14 protein-coding genes are annotated in these 19,767 nt (G+C 33.0%); 6 read left to right on the forward strand and 8 right to left on the reverse strand.

Going from position 1 to position 19,767, the window contains the following annotated elements; genetic code table 11:
* The first annotated feature begins 243 nt into the window (after positions 1-243).
* Positions 244-1,701 carry a choice-of-anchor Q domain-containing protein gene (locus PKK00_06335; protein HNW98010.1) on the forward strand — a complete coding sequence of 486 codons (1,458 nt, stop codon included), beginning with the start codon at positions 244-246 and terminating at the stop codon, positions 1,699-1,701.
* A 340-nt stretch (positions 1,702-2,041) separates the two neighbouring features.
* On the opposite strand, the gene PKK00_06340 is transcribed toward PKK00_06335, so the two are convergent.
* The gene (locus PKK00_06340) at positions 2,042-2,956 is read right to left on the reverse strand and encodes a ribonuclease Z (protein ID HNW98011.1); all 915 of its coding nucleotides are present in this window, start codon (positions 2,954-2,956) and stop codon (positions 2,042-2,044) included.
* Positions 2,956-3,696, reverse strand: a complete 741-nt coding sequence (locus PKK00_06345) for a T9SS type A sorting domain-containing protein (GenBank protein HNW98012.1) — start codon at positions 3,694-3,696, stop codon at positions 2,956-2,958. The genes PKK00_06340 and PKK00_06345 overlap by 1 nt, the downstream gene beginning before the upstream one ends.
* Positions 3,697-3,922: 226 nt before the next feature.
* On the opposite strand from PKK00_06345, the gene PKK00_06350 reads away from it, so the two are divergent.
* Positions 3,923-4,807, forward strand: coding sequence for a T9SS type A sorting domain-containing protein (locus PKK00_06350; GenBank protein ID HNW98013.1), 885 nt, complete (start codon positions 3,923-3,925; stop codon positions 4,805-4,807).
* Between the two features lie 74 nt (positions 4,808-4,881).
* Here PKK00_06350 and rpsA read toward each other — a convergent pair whose 3' ends face one another.
* The 3 genes from rpsA to PKK00_06365 form a co-directional block, all read right to left on the reverse strand.
* Positions 4,882-6,762 (reverse strand): 30S ribosomal protein S1, encoded by a 1,881-nt coding sequence (gene rpsA / locus PKK00_06355; GenBank protein HNW98014.1) that lies wholly within the window; start codon positions 6,760-6,762, stop codon positions 4,882-4,884.
* Between the two features lie 381 nt (positions 6,763-7,143).
* A complete protein-coding gene (locus tag PKK00_06360; GenBank protein ID HNW98015.1) occupies positions 7,144-8,055 on the reverse strand; it encodes a type IX secretion system membrane protein PorP/SprF in 912 nt (303 codons plus the stop codon).
* A 52-nt stretch (positions 8,056-8,107) separates the two neighbouring features.
* The gene (locus PKK00_06365; protein HNW98016.1) at positions 8,108-10,279 is read right to left on the reverse strand and encodes an OmpA family protein; all 2,172 of its coding nucleotides are present in this window, start codon (positions 10,277-10,279) and stop codon (positions 8,108-8,110) included.
* A 287-nt stretch (positions 10,280-10,566) separates the two neighbouring features.
* On the opposite strand from PKK00_06365, the gene PKK00_06370 reads away from it, so the two are divergent.
* The 4 genes from PKK00_06370 to PKK00_06385 all read left to right on the forward strand — a co-directional run bounded on the left by PKK00_06370 (position 10,567) and on the right by PKK00_06385 (position 15,809).
* Positions 10,567-12,534, forward strand: a complete 1,968-nt coding sequence (locus PKK00_06370) for a glycosyltransferase (GenBank protein ID HNW98017.1) — start codon at positions 10,567-10,569, stop codon at positions 12,532-12,534.
* A gap of 108 nt (positions 12,535-12,642) precedes the next feature.
* Complete coding sequence (locus PKK00_06375) at positions 12,643-14,364, forward strand: hypothetical protein (GenBank protein HNW98018.1); 1,722 nt, start codon at positions 12,643-12,645, stop codon at positions 14,362-14,364.
* A 15-nt stretch (positions 14,365-14,379) separates the two neighbouring features.
* Positions 14,380-15,216 (forward strand): exonuclease domain-containing protein, encoded by an 837-nt coding sequence (locus tag PKK00_06380; protein ID HNW98019.1) that lies wholly within the window; start codon positions 14,380-14,382, stop codon positions 15,214-15,216.
* On the forward strand, positions 15,213-15,809 hold the full coding sequence (locus PKK00_06385) for a fumarylacetoacetate hydrolase family protein (protein ID HNW98020.1): 597 nt from the start codon (positions 15,213-15,215) through the stop codon (positions 15,807-15,809). Before PKK00_06380 ends, PKK00_06385 begins: the two co-directional genes overlap by 4 nt.
* Positions 15,810-16,410: 601 nt before the next feature.
* On the opposite strand, the gene PKK00_06390 is transcribed toward PKK00_06385, so the two are convergent.
* The 3 genes from PKK00_06390 to PKK00_06400 form a co-directional block, all read right to left on the reverse strand.
* On the reverse strand, positions 16,411-17,394 hold the full coding sequence (locus tag PKK00_06390) for a hypothetical protein (protein ID HNW98021.1): 984 nt from the start codon (positions 17,392-17,394) through the stop codon (positions 16,411-16,413).
* A 600-nt stretch (positions 17,395-17,994) separates the two neighbouring features.
* Positions 17,995-18,285, reverse strand: coding sequence for a DUF721 domain-containing protein (locus tag PKK00_06395; protein ID HNW98022.1), 291 nt, complete (start codon positions 18,283-18,285; stop codon positions 17,995-17,997).
* Between the two features lie 2 nt (positions 18,286-18,287).
* The gene (locus tag PKK00_06400; protein HNW98023.1) at positions 18,288-19,406 is read right to left on the reverse strand and encodes a DNA replication/repair protein RecF; all 1,119 of its coding nucleotides are present in this window, start codon (positions 19,404-19,406) and stop codon (positions 18,288-18,290) included.
* Positions 19,407-19,767: the final 361 nt, after the last annotated feature.

Genomic DNA, 19,767 nt, shown 5'->3' on the forward strand with positions numbered 1-19,767 from the left:
AAGTATATCAATAACTTTGGGTATGCTTGCCTATTTTTTCTCGGACATCAATGTTAATTTTTATCTTTTTTTCAATTTTTCTGTCGGTTAATCCATTTTTTTTATAGATAAATTTCAAATATTTAAAATCATTAAATATCTAATATTATATATCATACGAAATTTAATTTATAAGGTTATGTACAATAATAATTAATTAACTACGTAAATAATCATATTTGATTAATTTTGCCGTATAGAAATATGAAAGGAAAAAGCATTCAATATATTCCGAAAGCATTTTTGTTTATAATGATATTTGTTGTTATAACAATCACTTCATGTAAAAAAGAAAAACTCATAACGGACTCATCGGCTAAACTGCAATTCTCTACCGACACCCTTATTTTCGACACTGTTTTCACTACCATAGGCTCAATAACCAGGCAGGTTAAAGTATACAATCCGTATGACAATAAAATAAACATTTCCAATATTCGCCTTGCTGGTAATACCAATTCACAGTTTAGTATAAACATTGATGGTGTTGCTACAACCAACTTATCGGAAATTCAAATGGAAGCAAAAGACAGTATATATATTTTCGTAAAAGTTACTGTTGACCCGAATAATAGTAATTCCCCTTTTGTGATTTCTGATTCTATTCTTTTTGAAACGAATGGAAACCTTCAAAAAGTTCAGCTTGTAGCCTGGGGGCAGAATGCCTATTATCATACTCCAAAATATCCAACAAGTAATCCCTGGTATTCGGTTATTCCTTGTGATGCTGTTTGGACAAATGACAAACCGCATGTAATATATGGGTACGCTGTTGTTGACTCAGCATGCACGCTTACAATCAAAGAAAATACAAAAGTATATTTGCACAATAATGCAGTACTATGGATTTACAGGGATGGCAGTTTAAATATTGAAGGTACTCTTGGCAACCCTGTAATTTTCCAGGGTGACCGATTGGAATCATATTACCAGGATGTTCCCGGCCAATGGAGCCGTATTTGGATTTCACGCGGAAGTAAAAATAAAATAGACCATGCCATTATTAAAAATGGAATTGTTGGAATTCATGTTGATACACTTGGTGATAATTGCAACGAACCTGCTTTAAAAATTAGCAACACGATTATTGAAAATATGAGTGCCGCAGGAATGTATTTCCAGGGAACATGGATTGAAGCCGAAAATTGTGTCATTGGAAACTGCGGTCAATACGGAGTAATTCTGAATATTGGCGGAAAATATGATTTTAAACATTGTACTATCGGGAATTATTGGACCCAGTCAAACAGGCAAACACCATCACTAGTACTTAATAATTGGTATGAAGATATAAATGGAATTACCCAATACAGGGATCTGGAAAAAGCATATTTTGGAAATTGTATAATTTACGGCACTGTTGATGATGAATTATATCTTGATAAAAAATCAGGTGCATTATTTAATTATAATTTTGACCATTGCCTTATTAAAACAAAGTTAGATACCGCAGCATCTTTCACTGCAAATTGTTTGAATTGTTTTTTCAATCAAAACCCTGATTTTACTGATGTATCTGCTACTGATTACAGTCTGAACAGCACATCGCCTGCAATTAACAAAGGCGCTCTCAGTATTGCAAATTATGTTCCTTTCGATATTTTACGCCATAACCGCACAACCAACACTGCGCCTGATATTGGGGCGTACGAGAAAGAATAATACTATTTTAGAATTCAGAATTCAGAATTGAATATTTGTCATATGGTTTTGGGTTGAGCTACTGGGTTGGTTGATAATTTAAAGTCGAAAGAAAATCAAATCACATTTTATACATCATCTGGCTTCGATGAACTCAGCCTGACCGTGCGCATGCCGTCATATTGAGTTTATCGAAATATGTTGCGATGGAATTTTTCTTTCTACAAATAACTATTACCCTAACTAGCCGCTATTCCTATAAACTTTTTACTTGGGTTTATAAAAATAATTTAAGATTTTTGATTTGAAGCGACGGATTAGATTTGATTTCTAATTTCTATTTTTTTATCAAAAAAATTCCCTAAGAAATATCATACGTCATTCCTTCTTCAGCAAGAATACTGTTATTAAATTCTTTCTTAGCTTCTTCAAGTAATGGGGAAAGGTCATCATAACGGGCTGAGTAATGACCTAACATCAACTTTTTCACTTTGGCTTTATTTGCAATAGTTGCTGCATCGTAAGCAGTGCAATGAAATTTTTCGCGTGCACTTTTTTCTTTATCACGAAGGAATGTGGCTTCATGATATAACAAATCAACACCATTAATAATTGAAAGATAAGAATCCGTATAACCAGTGTCGGAACAATAAGCGTATGAAACGGACTTCGGTCCGGCAATAGTAAGTTCTGCATTACTATGATATTTCTTATTCACATCAGTAAAACCATGACCTTTTTTAATGGAATCAAAAGCTTCTTCAGGAATATCAATTTTCTGTAAAATTTCTTTTTTAATTTTTCTTTCTTTTTGTTTTTCGATGAACAGAAACCCTGTAGTAGGAATTCTATGATCTAATGGAATGGTTCGGACAACAATATTTTTATCTTCATAAATTATTTCTGAAAGCGTACTGTCAACAGGGTGAAATATCAACGGATACACAAGTGTTGTTTTTGAAATTTCAAGCTGTATGTCAAGAATTTCTTTCAGGTCATTATCGGCGTATAAATGGAGTTCTTTCTTTCGTCCCAATAAATGCAATGTAAACAACAACCCCATCAATCCTAAATAATGGTCGCCATGAAGATGGCTAATAAAGATATGGTCGATACGTTGGAATTTTATTTTAAACCTGCGCATTTGTATTTGCGCACCTTCTCCGCAATCAATCAAAAATAAGCGCTCATTTACATTGAGTACCTGAGCGCTTGAATGTCTTTCGACAGTAGGTGTTGCAGAACTACAACCCAGAATCGTAAGTTTAAATGACATTACTTTTCGATGATCATTCTTTTGGTTAAAGTTGTAGTATTATTACTCAACTTATACAAATAAATTCCGGAAGGTAATCCGTTGGATGAAAACTCAATTTTATTTTCACCAGTTGATGCATCAATTGTTTTTTCAAAAACTTTTTCACCAATTACATTGAGTATAGTAAAAGAATATTTTCCATTATTTGGTGATGTGAAAGTAACCGAAGTATTTTTTGAAAAAGGATTTGGTGAATTTTGTTCCATCGCAAATTTATTCGTATTCAATACAGCAAAACCGCTTGAAGAATCGACAACTAATTTATAACCGGAAAAAGGATATGGAACAGTATACATACCATACATTGCATGAATAGTTGTATTAATAGTTAGTTTATATGTTTTACCTTCCATTGTATCTGTAGGTGTACCTGTAATTAAAACACATCCATTTGATCCACCAGGCCAACCTGTTTTATCAGGTGTAGCAGTAAAAGTAGCAGGCAATCCTAATATTGATGAAAAGTTTACTGAATCAATAGCAATTGTACCATAAGTAGTAACTGTATCAGCAGGTACTACAACTGTTATTGAAGTACTGTAAGGCACAGCAACCTGTGCATGGGGTATATTGGTAATTGTATCTGGATATGCACCAGGAGTAGTATAGCTTATGTCTGGAGTACATGGAGCTTGTGCATTTAACAGAAAAGTTCCTGAAATTATCAATGCAAAAGTTAAAAGTATTTTTTTTATCATATAGAAGTTTGTTTTTTAGTTCATCACAAATATATAAAAAAATGAAAATACCATCCTATATTTAAAACTTTTTAACAACCTTATATGTTTTATTGCATTTTAAATGATTTATAATTTATTTGTATGCAATTTTATTATTTCTTTAATTTGAATTGAAATTACAGAAAGATTAAAACTAAATAGTTAAGATATTATATTATTCATATAGAAATAAAATTCTTCAATCATGAAAATAAAAATACTTTCTTTAATTATATCACTTTGTTGTATTCTGGTAATATCAACCAATGGTCAGAATCAAAAAGCAATTTCCGAAAATGCTATATGGGTTTCATATTACCAGATAGGCTCCCCGCCTACATGCTACTCCAGGCTTTATAAAACAGGCAAGGATACATTAATTAACAGCAATGCATATATTAAAATGTATATGGCTCCGGTGCATCAAACTGGTGCAAATTCATTTCAGATTGATGCACCTTTTCAATACCATCTTGCTTTCAGGAATGATTTAAACAACCGCGCATTTGTTATCCCTGCTAACGACAATACAGAACAATTATGGTATGATTTTAATCTCACAGTTGGTGATACTTTACCTAATATTTCAAAATGGTACTCAACGCAATTCATAGATCAGGGAGATACTATTATAGTTACAAGCATCGATTCTATTTTTTATTGCAATAAATATTATACCCGATACAATTTTAATCATCCTCAATTCCCTTGTCTTGTTCGCGAAGTTGGTTTTACAGGTGATCTGATCAATTATAATGGTATTTATTTTGAATATGCAGTATCTCTTTCAAAATTTATTTCTGATACATCGATGACTGATTGTTCAATAATATTAACAGGATTAGAAAATATAATTCCTGGTTCTCCAACAATAAAAATATATGAAAACAATACTAACAATATTGTTTTCATTGAATCATCGATAAATTCTAATATCAAAATTTTAAATATAAATGGACAGGTTATTAAACATGTCATGAGTAACAGCAATTCCACATCTGTTGACTTGAATACCTTACCAAACGGAGTTTATATAATACGAGTAACAACAGACAAAGAAATTTTTACAAAAAAAATTGTAAAAGAATAAAACAAAATAATTAATAAAACAAGAGCGCCCATCAGAAATGATGGGCGCTCGAAAATTAACTTTATATAATTAAATTATTCTTCTTTTGATTCTTCAGCTTCTTCTGAAGTTTCATCTTTTTTAGCTTTCTTTACAACTTTTTGATCCATTTCTGTTTTCAGGTTAGCCAATACATCAAGGTCGCCAAGAGTAGTTTTTTCTAAATTATCTTTAATTTTTTTAACTGCTTTTTTAGTTCCTTTTTCTTTTTGTTTGGCATCAGTTTTCTCAGCAGTTTTTTCTGCTGCAGCTTTATCCTGGAAAATTTTAGTATGAGAAACTATGATCTTCTTGTTTTCTTTTGAGAACTCGATCACTTTAAAATCCAATGCTTCGTCAACCTTTGCTGTAGTTCCGTCTTCTTTCTGGATATGACGTAAAGGAGCAAATCCTTCAACACCATAAGGAAGAGCAACAACAACGCCTTTTTCAGCAGCAGATACAATTGTTCCTTTATGAACTGAATCTACAGTGAAAACAGTTTCAAAAACATCCCATGGGTTTTCTTCCAATTGTTTGTGTCCAAGGCTTAGTCTGCGGTTTTCAACATCCACTTCCAAAACAATCACATCAATTTTTTCTCCGATTTTTGTAAATTCAGCAGGATGTTTAATTTTCTTCGACCATGAAAGATCGCTGATATGTATTAAACCATCAACACCTTCTTCTAATTCAACAAATATTCCAAAGTTGGTAAAGTTGCGAACAACGGCTGAATGCTTTGAATTTACAGGGTATTTCTGAATAATGTTTGTCCATGGATCGGGGATAAGTTGTTTAATGCCAAGCGACATTTTACGTTCTTCTCTGTCGAGAGTAAGTATGATAGCTTCCACTTCATCACCAACTTTCAGGAAGTCCTGGGCGCTACGTAAATGCTGCGACCATGACATTTCAGAAACATGGATCAAACCTTCAACTCCTGCTGCTATCTCGATAAATGCACCGTAATCGGCAATTACAACAACTTTTCCTTTTACTTTATCGCCAACTTTTAAATTAGCATCCAGTGAATCCCATGGATGAGAAGTAAGCTGTTTCAATCCAAGAGCAATACGTTTCTTGTTATCATCAAAATCAAGGATAACAACATTTATTTTCTGATCAAGGGTAACAATTTCTTCAGGATGATTTATACGTCCCCATGACAAATCGGTAATATGAATCAAACCGTCGACACCGCCAAGGTCAATGAATACACCATATGATGTGACGTTCTTAACGGTACCTTCAAGTATCTGTCCTTTTTCAAGTTTGCTGATAATTTCAGCTTTCTGCAATTCAAGTTCAGCTTCAATAAGCGCTTTATGTGATACAACTACGTTCTTATATTCATGGTTAACTTTAACCACTTTAAATTCCATGGTTTTTCCAACAAATACATCATAATCGCGAATAGGTTTAACATCAATCTGTGATCCGGGTAAGAATGCTTCAATACCGAATACATCAACGATTAAACCACCTTTTGTACGACATTTAACATATCCCTGGATAATTTCATCATTTTCCAATGATTGGTTAACGCGTTCCCATGAACGTAAAACACGTGCTTTCTTGTGTGAAAGTAAAAGCTGACCTGTACCGTCTTCCTGGCTTTCAACATAAACTTCAATCTTGTCGCCAACTTTCAGGTCAGGATTATATCTTAATTCAGATAAAGAAATAATTCCGTCAGATTTGTAACCGATGTTAACAACAACTTCACGGTTATTTTTAGCAACAACAGTTCCGTCAATTACTTCATGTTCGATAACTGAACTGAGGGTATTGTTGTAAATCTCCTCAAGTTTTTTTCTTTCGTCTTTGCTGTAATTGTCGTGTTTTTTTCCAATCGCATTCCAATCAAAATCGGCAGGCTGTGTGTTCTCAACTTTGTTAGTAGTTTCTTCAACTACATTTTCATTTTCAGTCATAATAGTTTAATTTGTATTCCACTCTTCATTTCCCGCCCTATTTATTTTCGGGATGATTTGCGGAAGGTGTTAATACTCCGTTTTTTAATTTTTATTAATTAGGGGGTGCAAAGATAAAAATTATTTTTAGAAATAAAAAGAAGTTAGGAAATTAGTTTTTTGAAAATCATTGATATAACAATAGTTCGTTATGCTTTGAGATTTTTCATTCTTCAAAATGACAAAATGCAGTATTATTTTGTCATTTCGAGCAATAGCGAGAAATCTGTAATTATCTGCATTTTGTAAAAACTTAACGAACTATTAATATATAAAATATTTATATAAAAACAAAAAAAGCTGCATTACTGCAGCTTTTTGATATATTTTAAAATATTTCTTTTAATTGAAGAAACGCGGAGTTTTAGTAGGGATAACTTTTTTAGATACATCGAATGATGCCATGAGTAATATTTCGTGCGAACCACCGCTATATGATTTTATAGCTCCCATGTTAGCATCGTAAGAATATCCAATCCTTATGTTTCTTGTTATGTCAACACCAAGTAACCCAACAATTGCATCACCAGGTCTTACAGTTGCTCCTACCCAAAAACGATTAGCATAGAATGCAAGGGCAGAAATATCAACCTGCGAAATAAATCCTGCACTCTTAAATTTCACTGAAGGTATAATATTGAGTTTTTCGCTTGCTTTGATTTTATATTTGGCATAAACATAATAATGTCTTGGAACCTGTAATGCGGTAGCTTTATCAATAGGTTTTTCTATATGAGTTACTGATGCTCCTATACAAAGTTTGTTAGTGTTATAAGCTACACCAAAGTCAAAATCGGGTTTTGTTTTTGTATCATTAACATAAATACCGTTTGGATCATTCATATCATCATATATAAGCTCATTACCTTTAAGTCCTTTGTTGAGCATCCCGAATCCCAAGCCAAATGATAAACGGCTGCTCTCATTTAAAAACATCTGATAAGCATACATCAATTTAAAATTGACACTGTTTTCATAACCAAGTTTATCAATGATCATGTTTAATCCAACACCACCTGACATTTTATCAACATACGTATTTGCGCTTAACAGTTGTGTTTGAGGAGCCTGATCGAAACCTGTCCATTGCTGACGGGTTAACAATGTAGCATCTAAAGTGCCCGAAATACCTGCCATTGCAGGATTATAAGTTATTTCACTGAACATGTAATTACTGAATTGTATATCGTTCTGGGAAAAACCGGAAAGAACAATAGCAACCAGGAACATAATAGTTGTAAAAATCTTTTTCATGTGTTAAGTGATTTAATTATAGTGCAAAAGTAATACATTTTTAATTTAAAACCTATTTTTTTTCATATACCCATGCTGATGGATATACTTTTTTAATACTTTCAAGTGCAGTAGATGCTTCTGCTTTGTTTTTATATTCAGCAAATGCAACACGCCATTTATTCGTTTCATACAATCCTACAACAAATGCTTTTGAATAACCTGCTTTCTTTAATGTTTCTACAGCATCGTCAGCTTCATTCTGAGTATTGTATGCACCAGAAATGACATAATATTTACTTAATCCTGTATTCGTCGTTGTTGGTTCAGTATACGTTTCAGAAGAACTGGTTGCATTTGAACTTAATATTTTAAAAGTAGTACGACGGTTTTTCTGATGTTCTTCTTCCGTTTTTGCACCTTTGATTACAGGCATAGCAAAACCATATCCTTTTGCAATTAACCTTGATGAACTGATTCCGCAGGAAATTAGATAATCAACAACAGACTGTGCTCTTCTTTGTGATAGCTCTGTATTATATTTCTCGGCTCCACGTTCATCGGAATGTGAACTTATCTGAACATTAACATCAGGTGTTTCTTTCAGAATATTTACAAGTACATCTAATTCAACTTTTGATTCAGGACGTAAGTCGGCTTTATCATAATCATAAAAGATATTATTGATCTTCACTTCTTCTTTAGTAATTTTAATTAAAGCGAAATCGAGGTCGTATCCTCCGTCTTTATTATAACTGCGTGAATAAATATCATTATCGGTATTGAATTTTTTACTATCGTTAAGGTAACCGTCACGAGTTCCTTTTATTGTATATTTCATATTCGGTTTCATTCTTGTGAACTCATATTTTCCTTTATTATCAGTAATAGCCGAATCAATACTTCCGTCGCTTCCTTTAAAATATACTATGGCATTATCCAAACCTTTTTCAGTTTGTTTATCTCTTACATATCCTACAGCTGTTAATATAACAGGGATTTTTGAATAGGAATAAATATCATCATCGCCAACTCCGCCGGTACGGTTACTACAGAAGAACCCTTCATCTTTTAAGTTTATAAAAATTAAACCAAAATCATCAAAGCTGGTATTGAATGGATACATCATGTTAACAGGTTTACCATATTTTCCTTTTGAAATTTTGCTGGTAAAAATATCAAGTCCGCCAAAACCGGGCTGACCGTCAGAAGCAAAAACCAATAATGAATCTCCCGACAGGAATGGAAACATTTCGTCACCAATAGTATTGATTAATGTACCTAAGTTTTCAGGTTGCCCCCATTTTCCATCAGTTTTTTTAATGATATAAATATCTTTTCCTCCAAAACCTCCGGGCATATCTGAAACAATATACATAACACTGTCATTAATGCTTATAGAAGGATGACCAACACTAAATGTATTGCTGTTATAATCGAAAATTTTTGGTGTACCCCATGAATCAGCATTCTCATTATATTCAGAACACATAATATTACAATTGGTTTTTTTACCTGTTTCACCATTACACTGCATATAATATCCTATTTTGGATTTGGTGCTGTATGTGAATGTTCCTTCATTAAAACTGGTATTTACAGGTCCCTTGAATGCAGAAGGTTTCGACCATTCTTTTTTATCGGTATTGTATGTTGATTCATATAAGTCAGAGAAACCCTGCATGGTTGCCGGATCGTATTTGCCTAATAAATCCATACGTGTTGATGCCAAAACAACTTTAGTGCTGCTTAAATATGCAATTCCATAATCACTGGTTGTGGAACATAAATTAGATTCTACCTTAACTTCATGCAAAGGTTTATTAGTCTTACTTTTTAAACCTAACTGACAAGATTCAATTTTAATTTTAGCAAGTTGATCATTGGGTTTAACTGTGAGGTATTTTTCAAAATATGTGATCGCATCTGAATAGCTGCCTAATTTTAAAAGCATGTTTCCCATGTGATAATAAAGCATACTGTCATTACATCCGGAATCAATAGCTTTCTGGTACCAGTTTTTAGCTTCTGTGTAATTATTACCATACCTGTAGCATTCTCCCATTTTAAAATTGATACGTGTAACCTGATCGGGAGTAGCTTTACCTAAAGCTTTATTATAATATTTCACAGCACTAACATAATCTTTGTTTTTAAATGCTGTATCCGCTTTCTGTAGCGGTGTTTGTGCTAATAGTGAATTTGATAAAATCAAAACAAACAGAAATAGAAAAATTCTTTTCATTTTTTTATGGTTTTATGGGTTTTGGTTCAATAAAAAAACTTATTCAAAATAAGTTAGCAAAAATATATAGTTTTTATCAAATATCAAAAAACATTTTCTTATATTTTATGATAGTATAAATAATTTCCCTGTTTGTCTATAAATTTTTAAATTAATTCATTTACATACAACTATAAATAAATTCATGTATCTTTCTATATAATTATTTAAATTGATAATACATATACAACAATAATATTTTTTGTTCGTTATGAGTTAATTCAATAATTTTGTCTTTTATTCATTTCATGAAATTATCTGTAATCATTGTAAACTACAACGTAAAGTATTTCCTCGAACAGTGCCTGTCATCCGTTGTTGCCGCATGCAGAAATATTGAATCGGAAATTATTGTGGTAGACAATAATTCCGTTGATGGTTCATGTAAAATGGTAAAAGAGAAATTTTCCAATGTTATTTTGCTCGAGAATAAAACAAACTTTGGATTTTCTAAAGCCAATAACCAGGCAATAAATATTTCAAAAGGAGAATACGTTCTTGTTTTAAATCCTGATACCGTAGTAGAAGAAAGTACATTTTCAAAAACCATATCATTCATGGACGCTCACCCCGACGCCGGCGGACTTGGAGTTAAAATGATTGACGGCAAAGGGAAATTTCTTCCTGAATCAAAAAGAGGATTGCCTACACCCATCGTTGCTTTTTATAAAATTTCAGGGTTAGCTCATTTATTTCCAAAATCAAAGATTTTCGGGAAATATCATTTGGGCTATCTTGATAAAGATAAAATTCACCCTGTTGAAATCCTGGCCGGTGCATTTATGTTGCTTCGCAAGAAAACACTTGAAAAGACAGGTCTTTTTGATGAAACATTTTTTATGTATGGCGAAGATATCGACCTGTCGTACCGTATAATTAAAGAAGGATATAAGAATTATTATTTCCCCGAAACCCGCATCATTCATTACAAAGGCGAAAGCACTAAAAAAAGCAGTATAAATTACGTCATCGTATTTTATAATGCCATGATCATTTTCGCGCGAAAACATTTTACAAATAAAAGCGCGAAATTATTCTCGATACTCATTCACTTTGCCATTTACCTAAGAGCATACATGGCAATCGCATACCGTTTCCTGAAAAAAATAATAATTCCCCTGCTCGATGCCTGCGTAATTTATTTAGGATTTTATTTTTTAAAAGATTATTGGGAACATAATATCCTTTTCACCCGAGGAGGACATTATCCAGAAGAATATATTTTACTGGTCATTCCTGCATATATTTTCGTATGGCTTCTTGCTGTATTTTTAAGTGGCGGTTATGACAAACCTTTCCGTCCGTTAAAAATATTATGGGGAATAATTATAGGCACAACAATAATCCTCGTTATTTATGCTCTTTTAAATGAAGAATTCCGTTACTCAAGAGCGCTTATAATCATTGGTGCAGCATGGTCGGTTGTTGCAATGTACCTGATGCGCTTCATCTTTTATTTATCAGGAATAAAACATTATCGGTTCGACTCAGGCGAAAACCGTAATTTTATTATTGTCGGAGATAAAGAAGAAGCAGAACGTGTAACCAACCTTCTAAGGCAAACCAGCATCAATCCTAATTTTATAGGACTGGTAAATATTCCCGAAACAAATAATAAAGGAAATGGTTTTATAGGAAACATTTACCAGATAAAAGAAATCATTGAAATATATAAAATTGATGAAGTTATCTTTTGCGCCAAAAACCTTAGTCCACAGGATATCATAAATAAAATGTCGGAGCTGAAAGATTTACAAGTTGATTATAAAATTGCCCCTCCCGAAAGTTTATATATTATAGGAAGTAATTCCATTGACACTTCGGGCGACCTGTATATTATAAATATTAATTCTATCAGTAAAGCAAGTAATAAGCGCAACAAGCGTTTTCTTGACATAGTTGTTTCAATGATTTTATTAATCCTCACTCCTGTTTCAATTTTCATTGTAAAAAACATCCTGGGTTATTTCCGGAATATTTTCGGCGTTTTGGTTGCATATCGTACATGGGTCGGATATTATTATAATGATGAAGCATTTAAACTTCCGCGGATCAGGAAAAGCATATTGAATCCTGCTGATGCTTTCAGTAAAGGAAAACTCGATAATGAAATGATCTCCCGCCTGAATATGATGTATGCCCGCGATTTCAAAATTTCAAACGACCTGAATATTATTTTTAAAGGATTCCGTTTGTTAGGCAGAACATCAAAATAATTTTTCATTCCAATTAACATTCTTCTGTTTTTTGTTCAAAACTTTTGATAATGTTGCTTGTTGCTATTATTACAAAAATTGTAATTTGGTCAACAATTTATTATGCTTATGAAGAAATATTTTTTCACGATTCTTATTTTAAATTATTTTTTTCTGACAATGAATTTGTTTTCCCAAACAGAAAACCAGGGAAACAGCAAAGCTGCCAAGGATAATTTTTCTCTTGAAAACTATAAAGATGCTCTTGAAGAATATTTGAATTTATTAAAAAACGATTCCAATAATCTATTATATAACATGCGTGTTGGCTTGTGTTATCTTAATTTGAACATTGATAAATCAAAAGCCATTCCTTATTTATTAAAAGCTTCTGCCGATCCGAAAGTTGAAAATTTTGTGTGGTATGAATTAGGACGGGCCTATCTTATCAATTACAAACCTGATGAAGCCATAAAATATTTTAAAAAATATTATAATGTTACCGGCGGAAAAGAAAATTATTATGTTTCATCACAGCGTATGATTCAAATGTGTGAAGAAGCAAAATCAAAAATCAGCAAACCGGTAAATGTTACAATAGAAAATGCAGGCCCGGAAATAAATACCGCTTACGCAGAATATAATCCATACATTCCCGGTGATGAATCATTCCTGGTTTTCACTTCCAAACGCGCTGGAAATACAGGCGGGATGACCGACTTCGATGGATATCCTACATCTGATATTTATATTTCTTATCAGAAATATGATAAATGGACAAAAGCAAAAAGTGTAGGACCACTTATTAATTCTGAACTGGTAGAAGAATCCGTAGGTATTTCAAGCGATGGTACCAAACTATTTATTTATTGCGATAATTATACAGCAATGAACGAAGTACTGATGTCGGAAAAAAAAGGTAAATCTTTTACCAAGCCTGTTTATCTTGGAGAAAATATCAATTCCAGCAAACTCGAAACTTCTGCAGCAATTACACCCGATAAAAAATATATAGTTTTTTCGAGTGATAGAAATGAAGAAGCCGGTGGCATGGATTTATACATTTCCAAGAAACTTTCAAATGGTGCATGGGGACCGGCAGAAAATATCGGAGAACCAGTCAATACTATTTATGATGAAGATTATCCCTATTTTTCTGCTGATGGGAAAACACTTTATTTCTGTTCCGAAGGGCATAACAGTATGGGAGGATATGATATTTTTAAAAGCACATGGAATGAAAAAGATGATTCGTGGAGCAAGCCAGAAAACCTTGGATACCCCATTAATACTACCGATGATGACATGACCATCAGTTTTTCATCTACCGGACGTCATGCCTATATTGCATCATCACGCCCCGGCGGTTACGGTGGTTTAGATATTTATAAAATCATTTTTAATGATATTGACCCCGCTTATACTATTCTCTCGGGCACCTTATTAAATAATGATTCCATGAATATTTACAAAGCACTTGCACTTTCCGATACACTGCAAAAAGATTCACTGATACAGTTAACCGATAATGATCTTGCCGTAAAAAACAATGATACATTAGTAAAAAATAATAACACCACTAAAAAAATTCCTGTTGACATTTCTGTTATTGATAAATCCACTCAGAAAGTTTTCGGGAAATATCATCCCAATGTTCTGAATGGAAAATTTCTTATCATACTACCACCGGGCGATTATAAAATTAATGTTATTGCTGAAGGTTATGAAAAATATTCGGAAGATATAAGTGTTTCTGATCGCAACAGTAATACTGAAATTTTCAAAGACATTATGTTGCCTGCTATTGTTAAAGAGCCAGAGATTGCACCAGTAAACGAACAAAAAAACTAAACTAATAAATTATTTATGGAACTAACACTATCGAAGCCTCTGGCTTTTTTTGATATTGAAACAACCGGAACCAATATTGTAACCGACCGCATTGTTGAAATATGTATTTTAAAACTTTTACCAAATTCAGAAAAAGAAATTCTCACACGCCGCATAAACCCCGGTATTCCTATTCCCCCTGAAGTTACGGCAATTCACGGAATCACAAATGAAGATGTAAAAAACGAACCCTCTTTTTCGGAAATTGCAAACGAGCTGAACACTTTTTTCTCAAACTGCGATTTAGCCGGATATAATTCTAACAAATTCGATATCCCGTTTATTGTTGAAGAATTTTTAAGAGCAGGTATCGACTTTGATTTACGCAATCGCCGTTTTGTTGATGTACAGAACATCTTTCACAAAATGGAACCACGCACACTCAGCGCTGCATACCGTTTCTACTGCAATAAAGAGCATGAAGATGCTCACAGCGCCGAAGCCGATACAATTGCAACTTACGAAATACTGAAAGCACAGCTTGATAAATACAAAGAAACAGAATATACCGACAATGATGATGTGAGCAGTATTCCAATAAAAAATGATGTACAGGCATTGCACAATTTTTCATTCAACTTGCACTTTGCCGATTTTGTCGGGCACATTGTTTATAATCAGAAACAAGTTGAAGTGTTCAATTTCGGGAAACATAAAGGAAAACCGGTTGAAGATATTTTTAAATCAGAACCTTCATATTACGACTGGATGATGAAAAGCGATTTTCCACTGTTCACAAAAAAACTGATCACTGCCATTAAACTCAGGGGATTCAATAAAGCATCTGTCAATATCCAAAAGAACGGTAAATGAAAATTATTTGCATAGAAGGGAATTATAAAAACAACGAATTTAATTCTTCGCATCCTGTTTTTTTTATAAAACCCGAAACCTGTTTACTAAAAAATAATCATCCATTTTTTATTCCCGACCACTCCCCTGTTATTATTCCTAATGTTAACCTGGTAATTAAAATATCACGCCTGGGAAAAAACATACAGGAAAAATTCGCGCATCTTTATTATAATGAAATTGGTATTGGCGTAGATATAACAGCAACAGATACTTTGGCTGATTGTAAAAAAAACAGCCAGCCATGGGATACTGCAAAATCATTTGATAATTCAGCGCCTTTAGGAAATTTTATTCCCATAACATCCATAAGCAATTTATTTAACATCCCATTTTCATTACAAATAAATTCCGAAACAGTTTTAACATCCAATTCATCTGAAATGATTTTTAATTTTAATAAGATCATTCAACATGTTTCGCAATATATTACTATTAAAACCGGCGACCTGGTTTACACCGGCAGTCCTTTATCTTCATCGTATTTAAAAATAAACGACCGGCTCGAATGTTATATTGGCTCTCAAAAATTACTTTGGTTCAACATAAAATAAAAAGATTGTCCTGTAAGGACAACAGTTTGGTAAAGAAGAAACGCAACTTTATAAATGTACCGCTTGCCTAGCCAATAAGCAGGTACGTACTAGCTCTTTATAAAAAAAATATTTATTTTTATATCTGTTGTAGGTTGTAGCTGCTGGTCTGGTTGAATGGCAAAAGTTGTTTGTAAAAAAAACTTTTAACTCATAACGATTAACTTAACCAGTTGCCATAACCCATCAGCATAAAACCATAATAGAAATCTTTGTTAATTAAGCCCATTGTAATAACTGTTCAAATGTATAGTGCCTACCTGCCTCGCTGGTCAGCATCACAGCGAGGAGTGCAAGGCAGGCGGCATATTTATTTAATGATATATCAAAAAAATATTAGTATAAACTCCAATTCGCTATAGCGAACAAAGAATTATACTCGTTCTTATCAAGAATGCAAAAGAAAATTTGATTAGAACGAGTTATGCCGATAGGAACAAAATAAGAAAAATGCAAATCTGTTCCGTATCGGTATAAATTCAAAATTCTAAGAGAATAAATCTGTAAAAAAAAAGTCCTGCCGAAATATTGACAGGACTTTATTTATATCGGTTATGTATTTTCACTTCACTGAAACTTTTGCTGTAAAGAAACCGGTATTCGAGGAATTATAAACCGTTTCATAAATGGAAAGGAAAATGGTTCCGCTTTCTTTAGCTGTTCCAAAATATTTTGAACCGGCTTTAATCATTGTGCCATCTTCTCCAATTTTGTATACCAGGTTTCCGTATGAAGGATATGTGCTCTCGGTATTGTAATCTTCATAATCGGCTGAGCTGGATCCATCAGGAGTGTATTTATTTCCCGAAAGGCTCTCCAGTACTATTTCACCAGACGAGGTAATATTTATTTTCTGTCCGCTTTTCACTTTTATTCCTGTATTTAGCCATCCACCATTCTCATTTCCACTTATATGTTTATTGGCAAGAATTTTAAAAGATTTATCGCCGTTTTCCATGTTATAATAAGTTACTTCAGCTTCTTTGATTTTTTCTTTTGGAATATTCAGATCGCCGTATTCGGTTTTTAAAGTAATGGCTTTTATAGAAAAAATACCGCCTATATTATATTCATAATTAATGGTAACAATATCTTTTGCATTATAACCTTCGTCAACGCCATAAGTGCTTTTCATTTCGCTAACAGCTGCTTCAGCAGTATAATCAGTATATTCAGAAGTAGTATATTCATTGCTATAAATATATTCATCAATGATTGGAATAGCGCCTATGTCCATTTTTACCAACTCGTCATAGGCAGCCTGACGCTTTGTTTCATCAGCAACATTCATCGCTTTCACCATATTGATGATTTTACTTTTATTTGCAACATCAGGATTAATACCAAATTCAAGCGATGAAACATCTTTAATTGGAATTTCAAGTTTACCCCAATCGGTATTTAGCGATACGGTTGATATGCTCGCTGATGTACCCGAAACAACATTCCCATCGCGAAGTGTAAGTTTCAATTCAATTTTTTCTTTCTGTGCAAATGTTGATAATGATATAAAAATTGCGATTAATACGAACAGTGTTTTTTTCATAAGTATATTATTTAAATTATTTTTCTTTATTCTTTACACAAAAGTAAGTGAAATTATTCTCTTAATAGACATCTTCAAAAAAATATTATTTACATTCTTTTGTCTTGACACAAAAGAATCAATAAGTCAAGGCTATCAGGAAATTTCTACAAAAGCTACGATTTGATTTTTATCCCGAAAACGAACTCACCCGATTGAAAATCGGGCTCAAACAGCGTTTTCTTAGCACAGTGCAAACAACACAAATTCAAATCTTATTTTGCGATGAAATTTCCTGAATGCCATTAAAAATTTACGCGTAGGCAATGGAAAATTTGGCATGGCAGATTTTTGTGCGATGATGGTCGTGATGGTTGTGGATTAGATAGCTATGCTCGTGCGACAAACAACCATCGCAGCCTGCCCGACTGAGTCATTCAGGCAGGAGCTTTAAAATTTTCCGATTTTTGCTTTACTTTTTCTAAAAAGTAATAATAAAATATGTTTATATTTTTCCGAAACGTTTATGAATAATTCTGTTTTTCATTATTTTAATTTGCCAAAAGATATCTATCGCACGTTGAACAATAAATGTATAGTAAAAAAAATTACAGAATCTGATTATTTAAAAAGAATTTCAACAACAATTTCTTCACCTGCTTGCTTATTGAGCATCTTCATGAGTTTTGCACGTGCGTAATGCATTTCTTCTTTTAACGCAGCATTATCAAGAGTTACATAAAGTTTTTTATCGCGGTAGTAAAGTGCCTTAGTGTGTTTATTGATAATTTTCCCAACCACCTTGGGCCATAGTTTATTTATCTTTACTTCATTCAGTTTATCCGACAAATTGTAATCATCCATCAGCGCATTGATCAAATCGTGAATCTTGTATTCGTTTGCACAGCCCATAATTATTCCGGTCTATATTTTGTGTCAACTACAGCGCCCTGTTTTATTGTAAAAACTTTAAGCTCTGTTTTAATTTCTTTAAAAATATTCTCAACTCTTTCGGGATGCGCATCGGTAATAAATACCTGCCCGAAACTATTATCGCTAACCAGTTTCATCAACTGCTGCACCCTGAAATTATCTAATTTATCAAAAATATCGTCAAATAAAAGTATGGGTTTAAAACCCTTTGTTTTCTTAGTGTAATCAAACTGCGCCAGTTTCAATGCAATCAGGAATGACTTCTGTTGGCCCTGCGAACCAAACTTTTTTAAAGGATAATTTTCAATACTGAAACTTAAATCATCTTTATGAACACCAACAGTAGTGTATTGTAAAGCCCTGTCGCGTTCAATTGCCTCATCCATTAACTGCTGAAATTTTCCATCATGCAATTGCGATTGGTACTCAATATTCACAGCTTCCCTGCCGCCAGAAATAAAACGGAAATGTTCGCGAAACATAGGAAGAAAATTCTCAAGGAATTCAACTCTTACCGAAAATATTTTTTCACCAAGTGTTACCAGTTGTTTGTTCCATATTTCGAGCGAAGCCTTTTCGAACCGGCGGGTTTCGGCAAAATGTTTCAGCAAGGTGTTGCGCTGCAACAACGCTTTATTATAATTAATAAGGTCGTCTAAATAAATTTTATCGAACTGCGAAATGATGCTGTCCAAATATTTCCTGCGGGCTTCGCTGCCTTCAATGATAAGCGCGCTGTCGGCAGGAGAAATCATAACCAGCGGGTACAATCCAATATGGTCCGACAAACGCTCGTATTCTTTTTTATTTAATTTGAATTGCTTGCGTTCATTGCGTTTCTGTGCGCAGTACACATTATCGCTGCTATTTTCTTTTTCAAAGATTCCCTGTACTACAAAAAAATCGGAATCATGAAAAATATTCTGCGAATCGATTGGATTGAAATAGCTTTTACAAAACGAAAGATAATGTATGGCATCGAGCAGGTTGGTCTTGCCTTCGCCATTATCACCAACAAAGCAGTTGATCTTCTCGCAGAAACTCAAATCAGCTTCCCGGTAGTTCTTAAAATTGATCAACGATATTTTTTGAAGAAACATTATTTTTCTTTATTAGCGCAAAGATAACAAATTTTACTAATCTACATATGAGAATATTTTCAACAATTTATTATCCTTAAAATTTTACTACAATATAAGAAACTGTTTAAGTTTTATTTTTTTTATTTTGTATGAAAATATCAGCCACGAATACACAAAGTTGCACGAAGGCTGGTTGTGTTGGTATTGTATTTTATTTATTGTTATATCGTAAAAGGTAAAAAATATTCGAACTAAGGACGATAGCTATTTTTAACTTAATACTAATAATTTTGCTGCAATATAATAAAAAGATTTATTTTTGATAAAATTGAAAAAATAAGTTAATACAAGTTGGCGAAATCCAACTATTGTATTTAGG

This window comes from Bacteroidales bacterium (genome assembly GCA_035353855.1).
GTDB lineage: Bacteria > Bacteroidota > Bacteroidia > Bacteroidales > CG2-30-32-10 > DAOQAK01.

Bases quoted from the DNA above. Each gene is read 5' to 3' on its own strand.
- PKK00_06370 (HNW98017.1), top strand. From the start codon at position 10,567: ATGAAATTATCTGTAATCATTGTAAACTACAACGTAAAGTATTTCCTC.
- PKK00_06350 (HNW98013.1), top strand. From the start codon at position 3,923: ATGAAAATAAAAATACTTTCTTTAATTATATCACTTTGTTGTATTCTG.
- PKK00_06380 (HNW98019.1), top strand. From the start codon at position 14,380: ATGGAACTAACACTATCGAAGCCTCTGGCTTTTTTTGATATTGAAACA.
- PKK00_06395 (HNW98022.1), bottom strand. From the start codon at position 18,285: ATGGGCTGTGCAAACGAATACAAGATTCACGATTTGATCAATGCGCTG.
- PKK00_06340 (HNW98011.1), bottom strand. From the start codon at position 2,956: ATGTCATTTAAACTTACGATTCTGGGTTGTAGTTCTGCAACACCTACT.
- PKK00_06385 (HNW98020.1), top strand. From the start codon at position 15,213: ATGAAAATTATTTGCATAGAAGGGAATTATAAAAACAACGAATTTAAT.
- PKK00_06365 (HNW98016.1), bottom strand. From the start codon at position 10,279: ATGAAAAGAATTTTTCTATTTCTGTTTGTTTTGATTTTATCAAATTCA.
- PKK00_06390 (HNW98021.1), bottom strand. From the start codon at position 17,394: ATGAAAAAAACACTGTTCGTATTAATCGCAATTTTTATATCATTATCA.
- PKK00_06345 (HNW98012.1), bottom strand. From the start codon at position 3,696: ATGATAAAAAAAATACTTTTAACTTTTGCATTGATAATTTCAGGAACT.
- PKK00_06335 (HNW98010.1), top strand. From the start codon at position 244: ATGAAAGGAAAAAGCATTCAATATATTCCGAAAGCATTTTTGTTTATA.
- PKK00_06400 (HNW98023.1), bottom strand. From the start codon at position 19,406: ATGTTTCTTCAAAAAATATCGTTGATCAATTTTAAGAACTACCGGGAA.
- rpsA (HNW98014.1), bottom strand. From the start codon at position 6,762: ATGACTGAAAATGAAAATGTAGTTGAAGAAACTACTAACAAAGTTGAG.
- PKK00_06360 (HNW98015.1), bottom strand. From the start codon at position 8,055: ATGAAAAAGATTTTTACAACTATTATGTTCCTGGTTGCTATTGTTCTT.
- PKK00_06375 (HNW98018.1), top strand. From the start codon at position 12,643: ATGAAGAAATATTTTTTCACGATTCTTATTTTAAATTATTTTTTTCTG.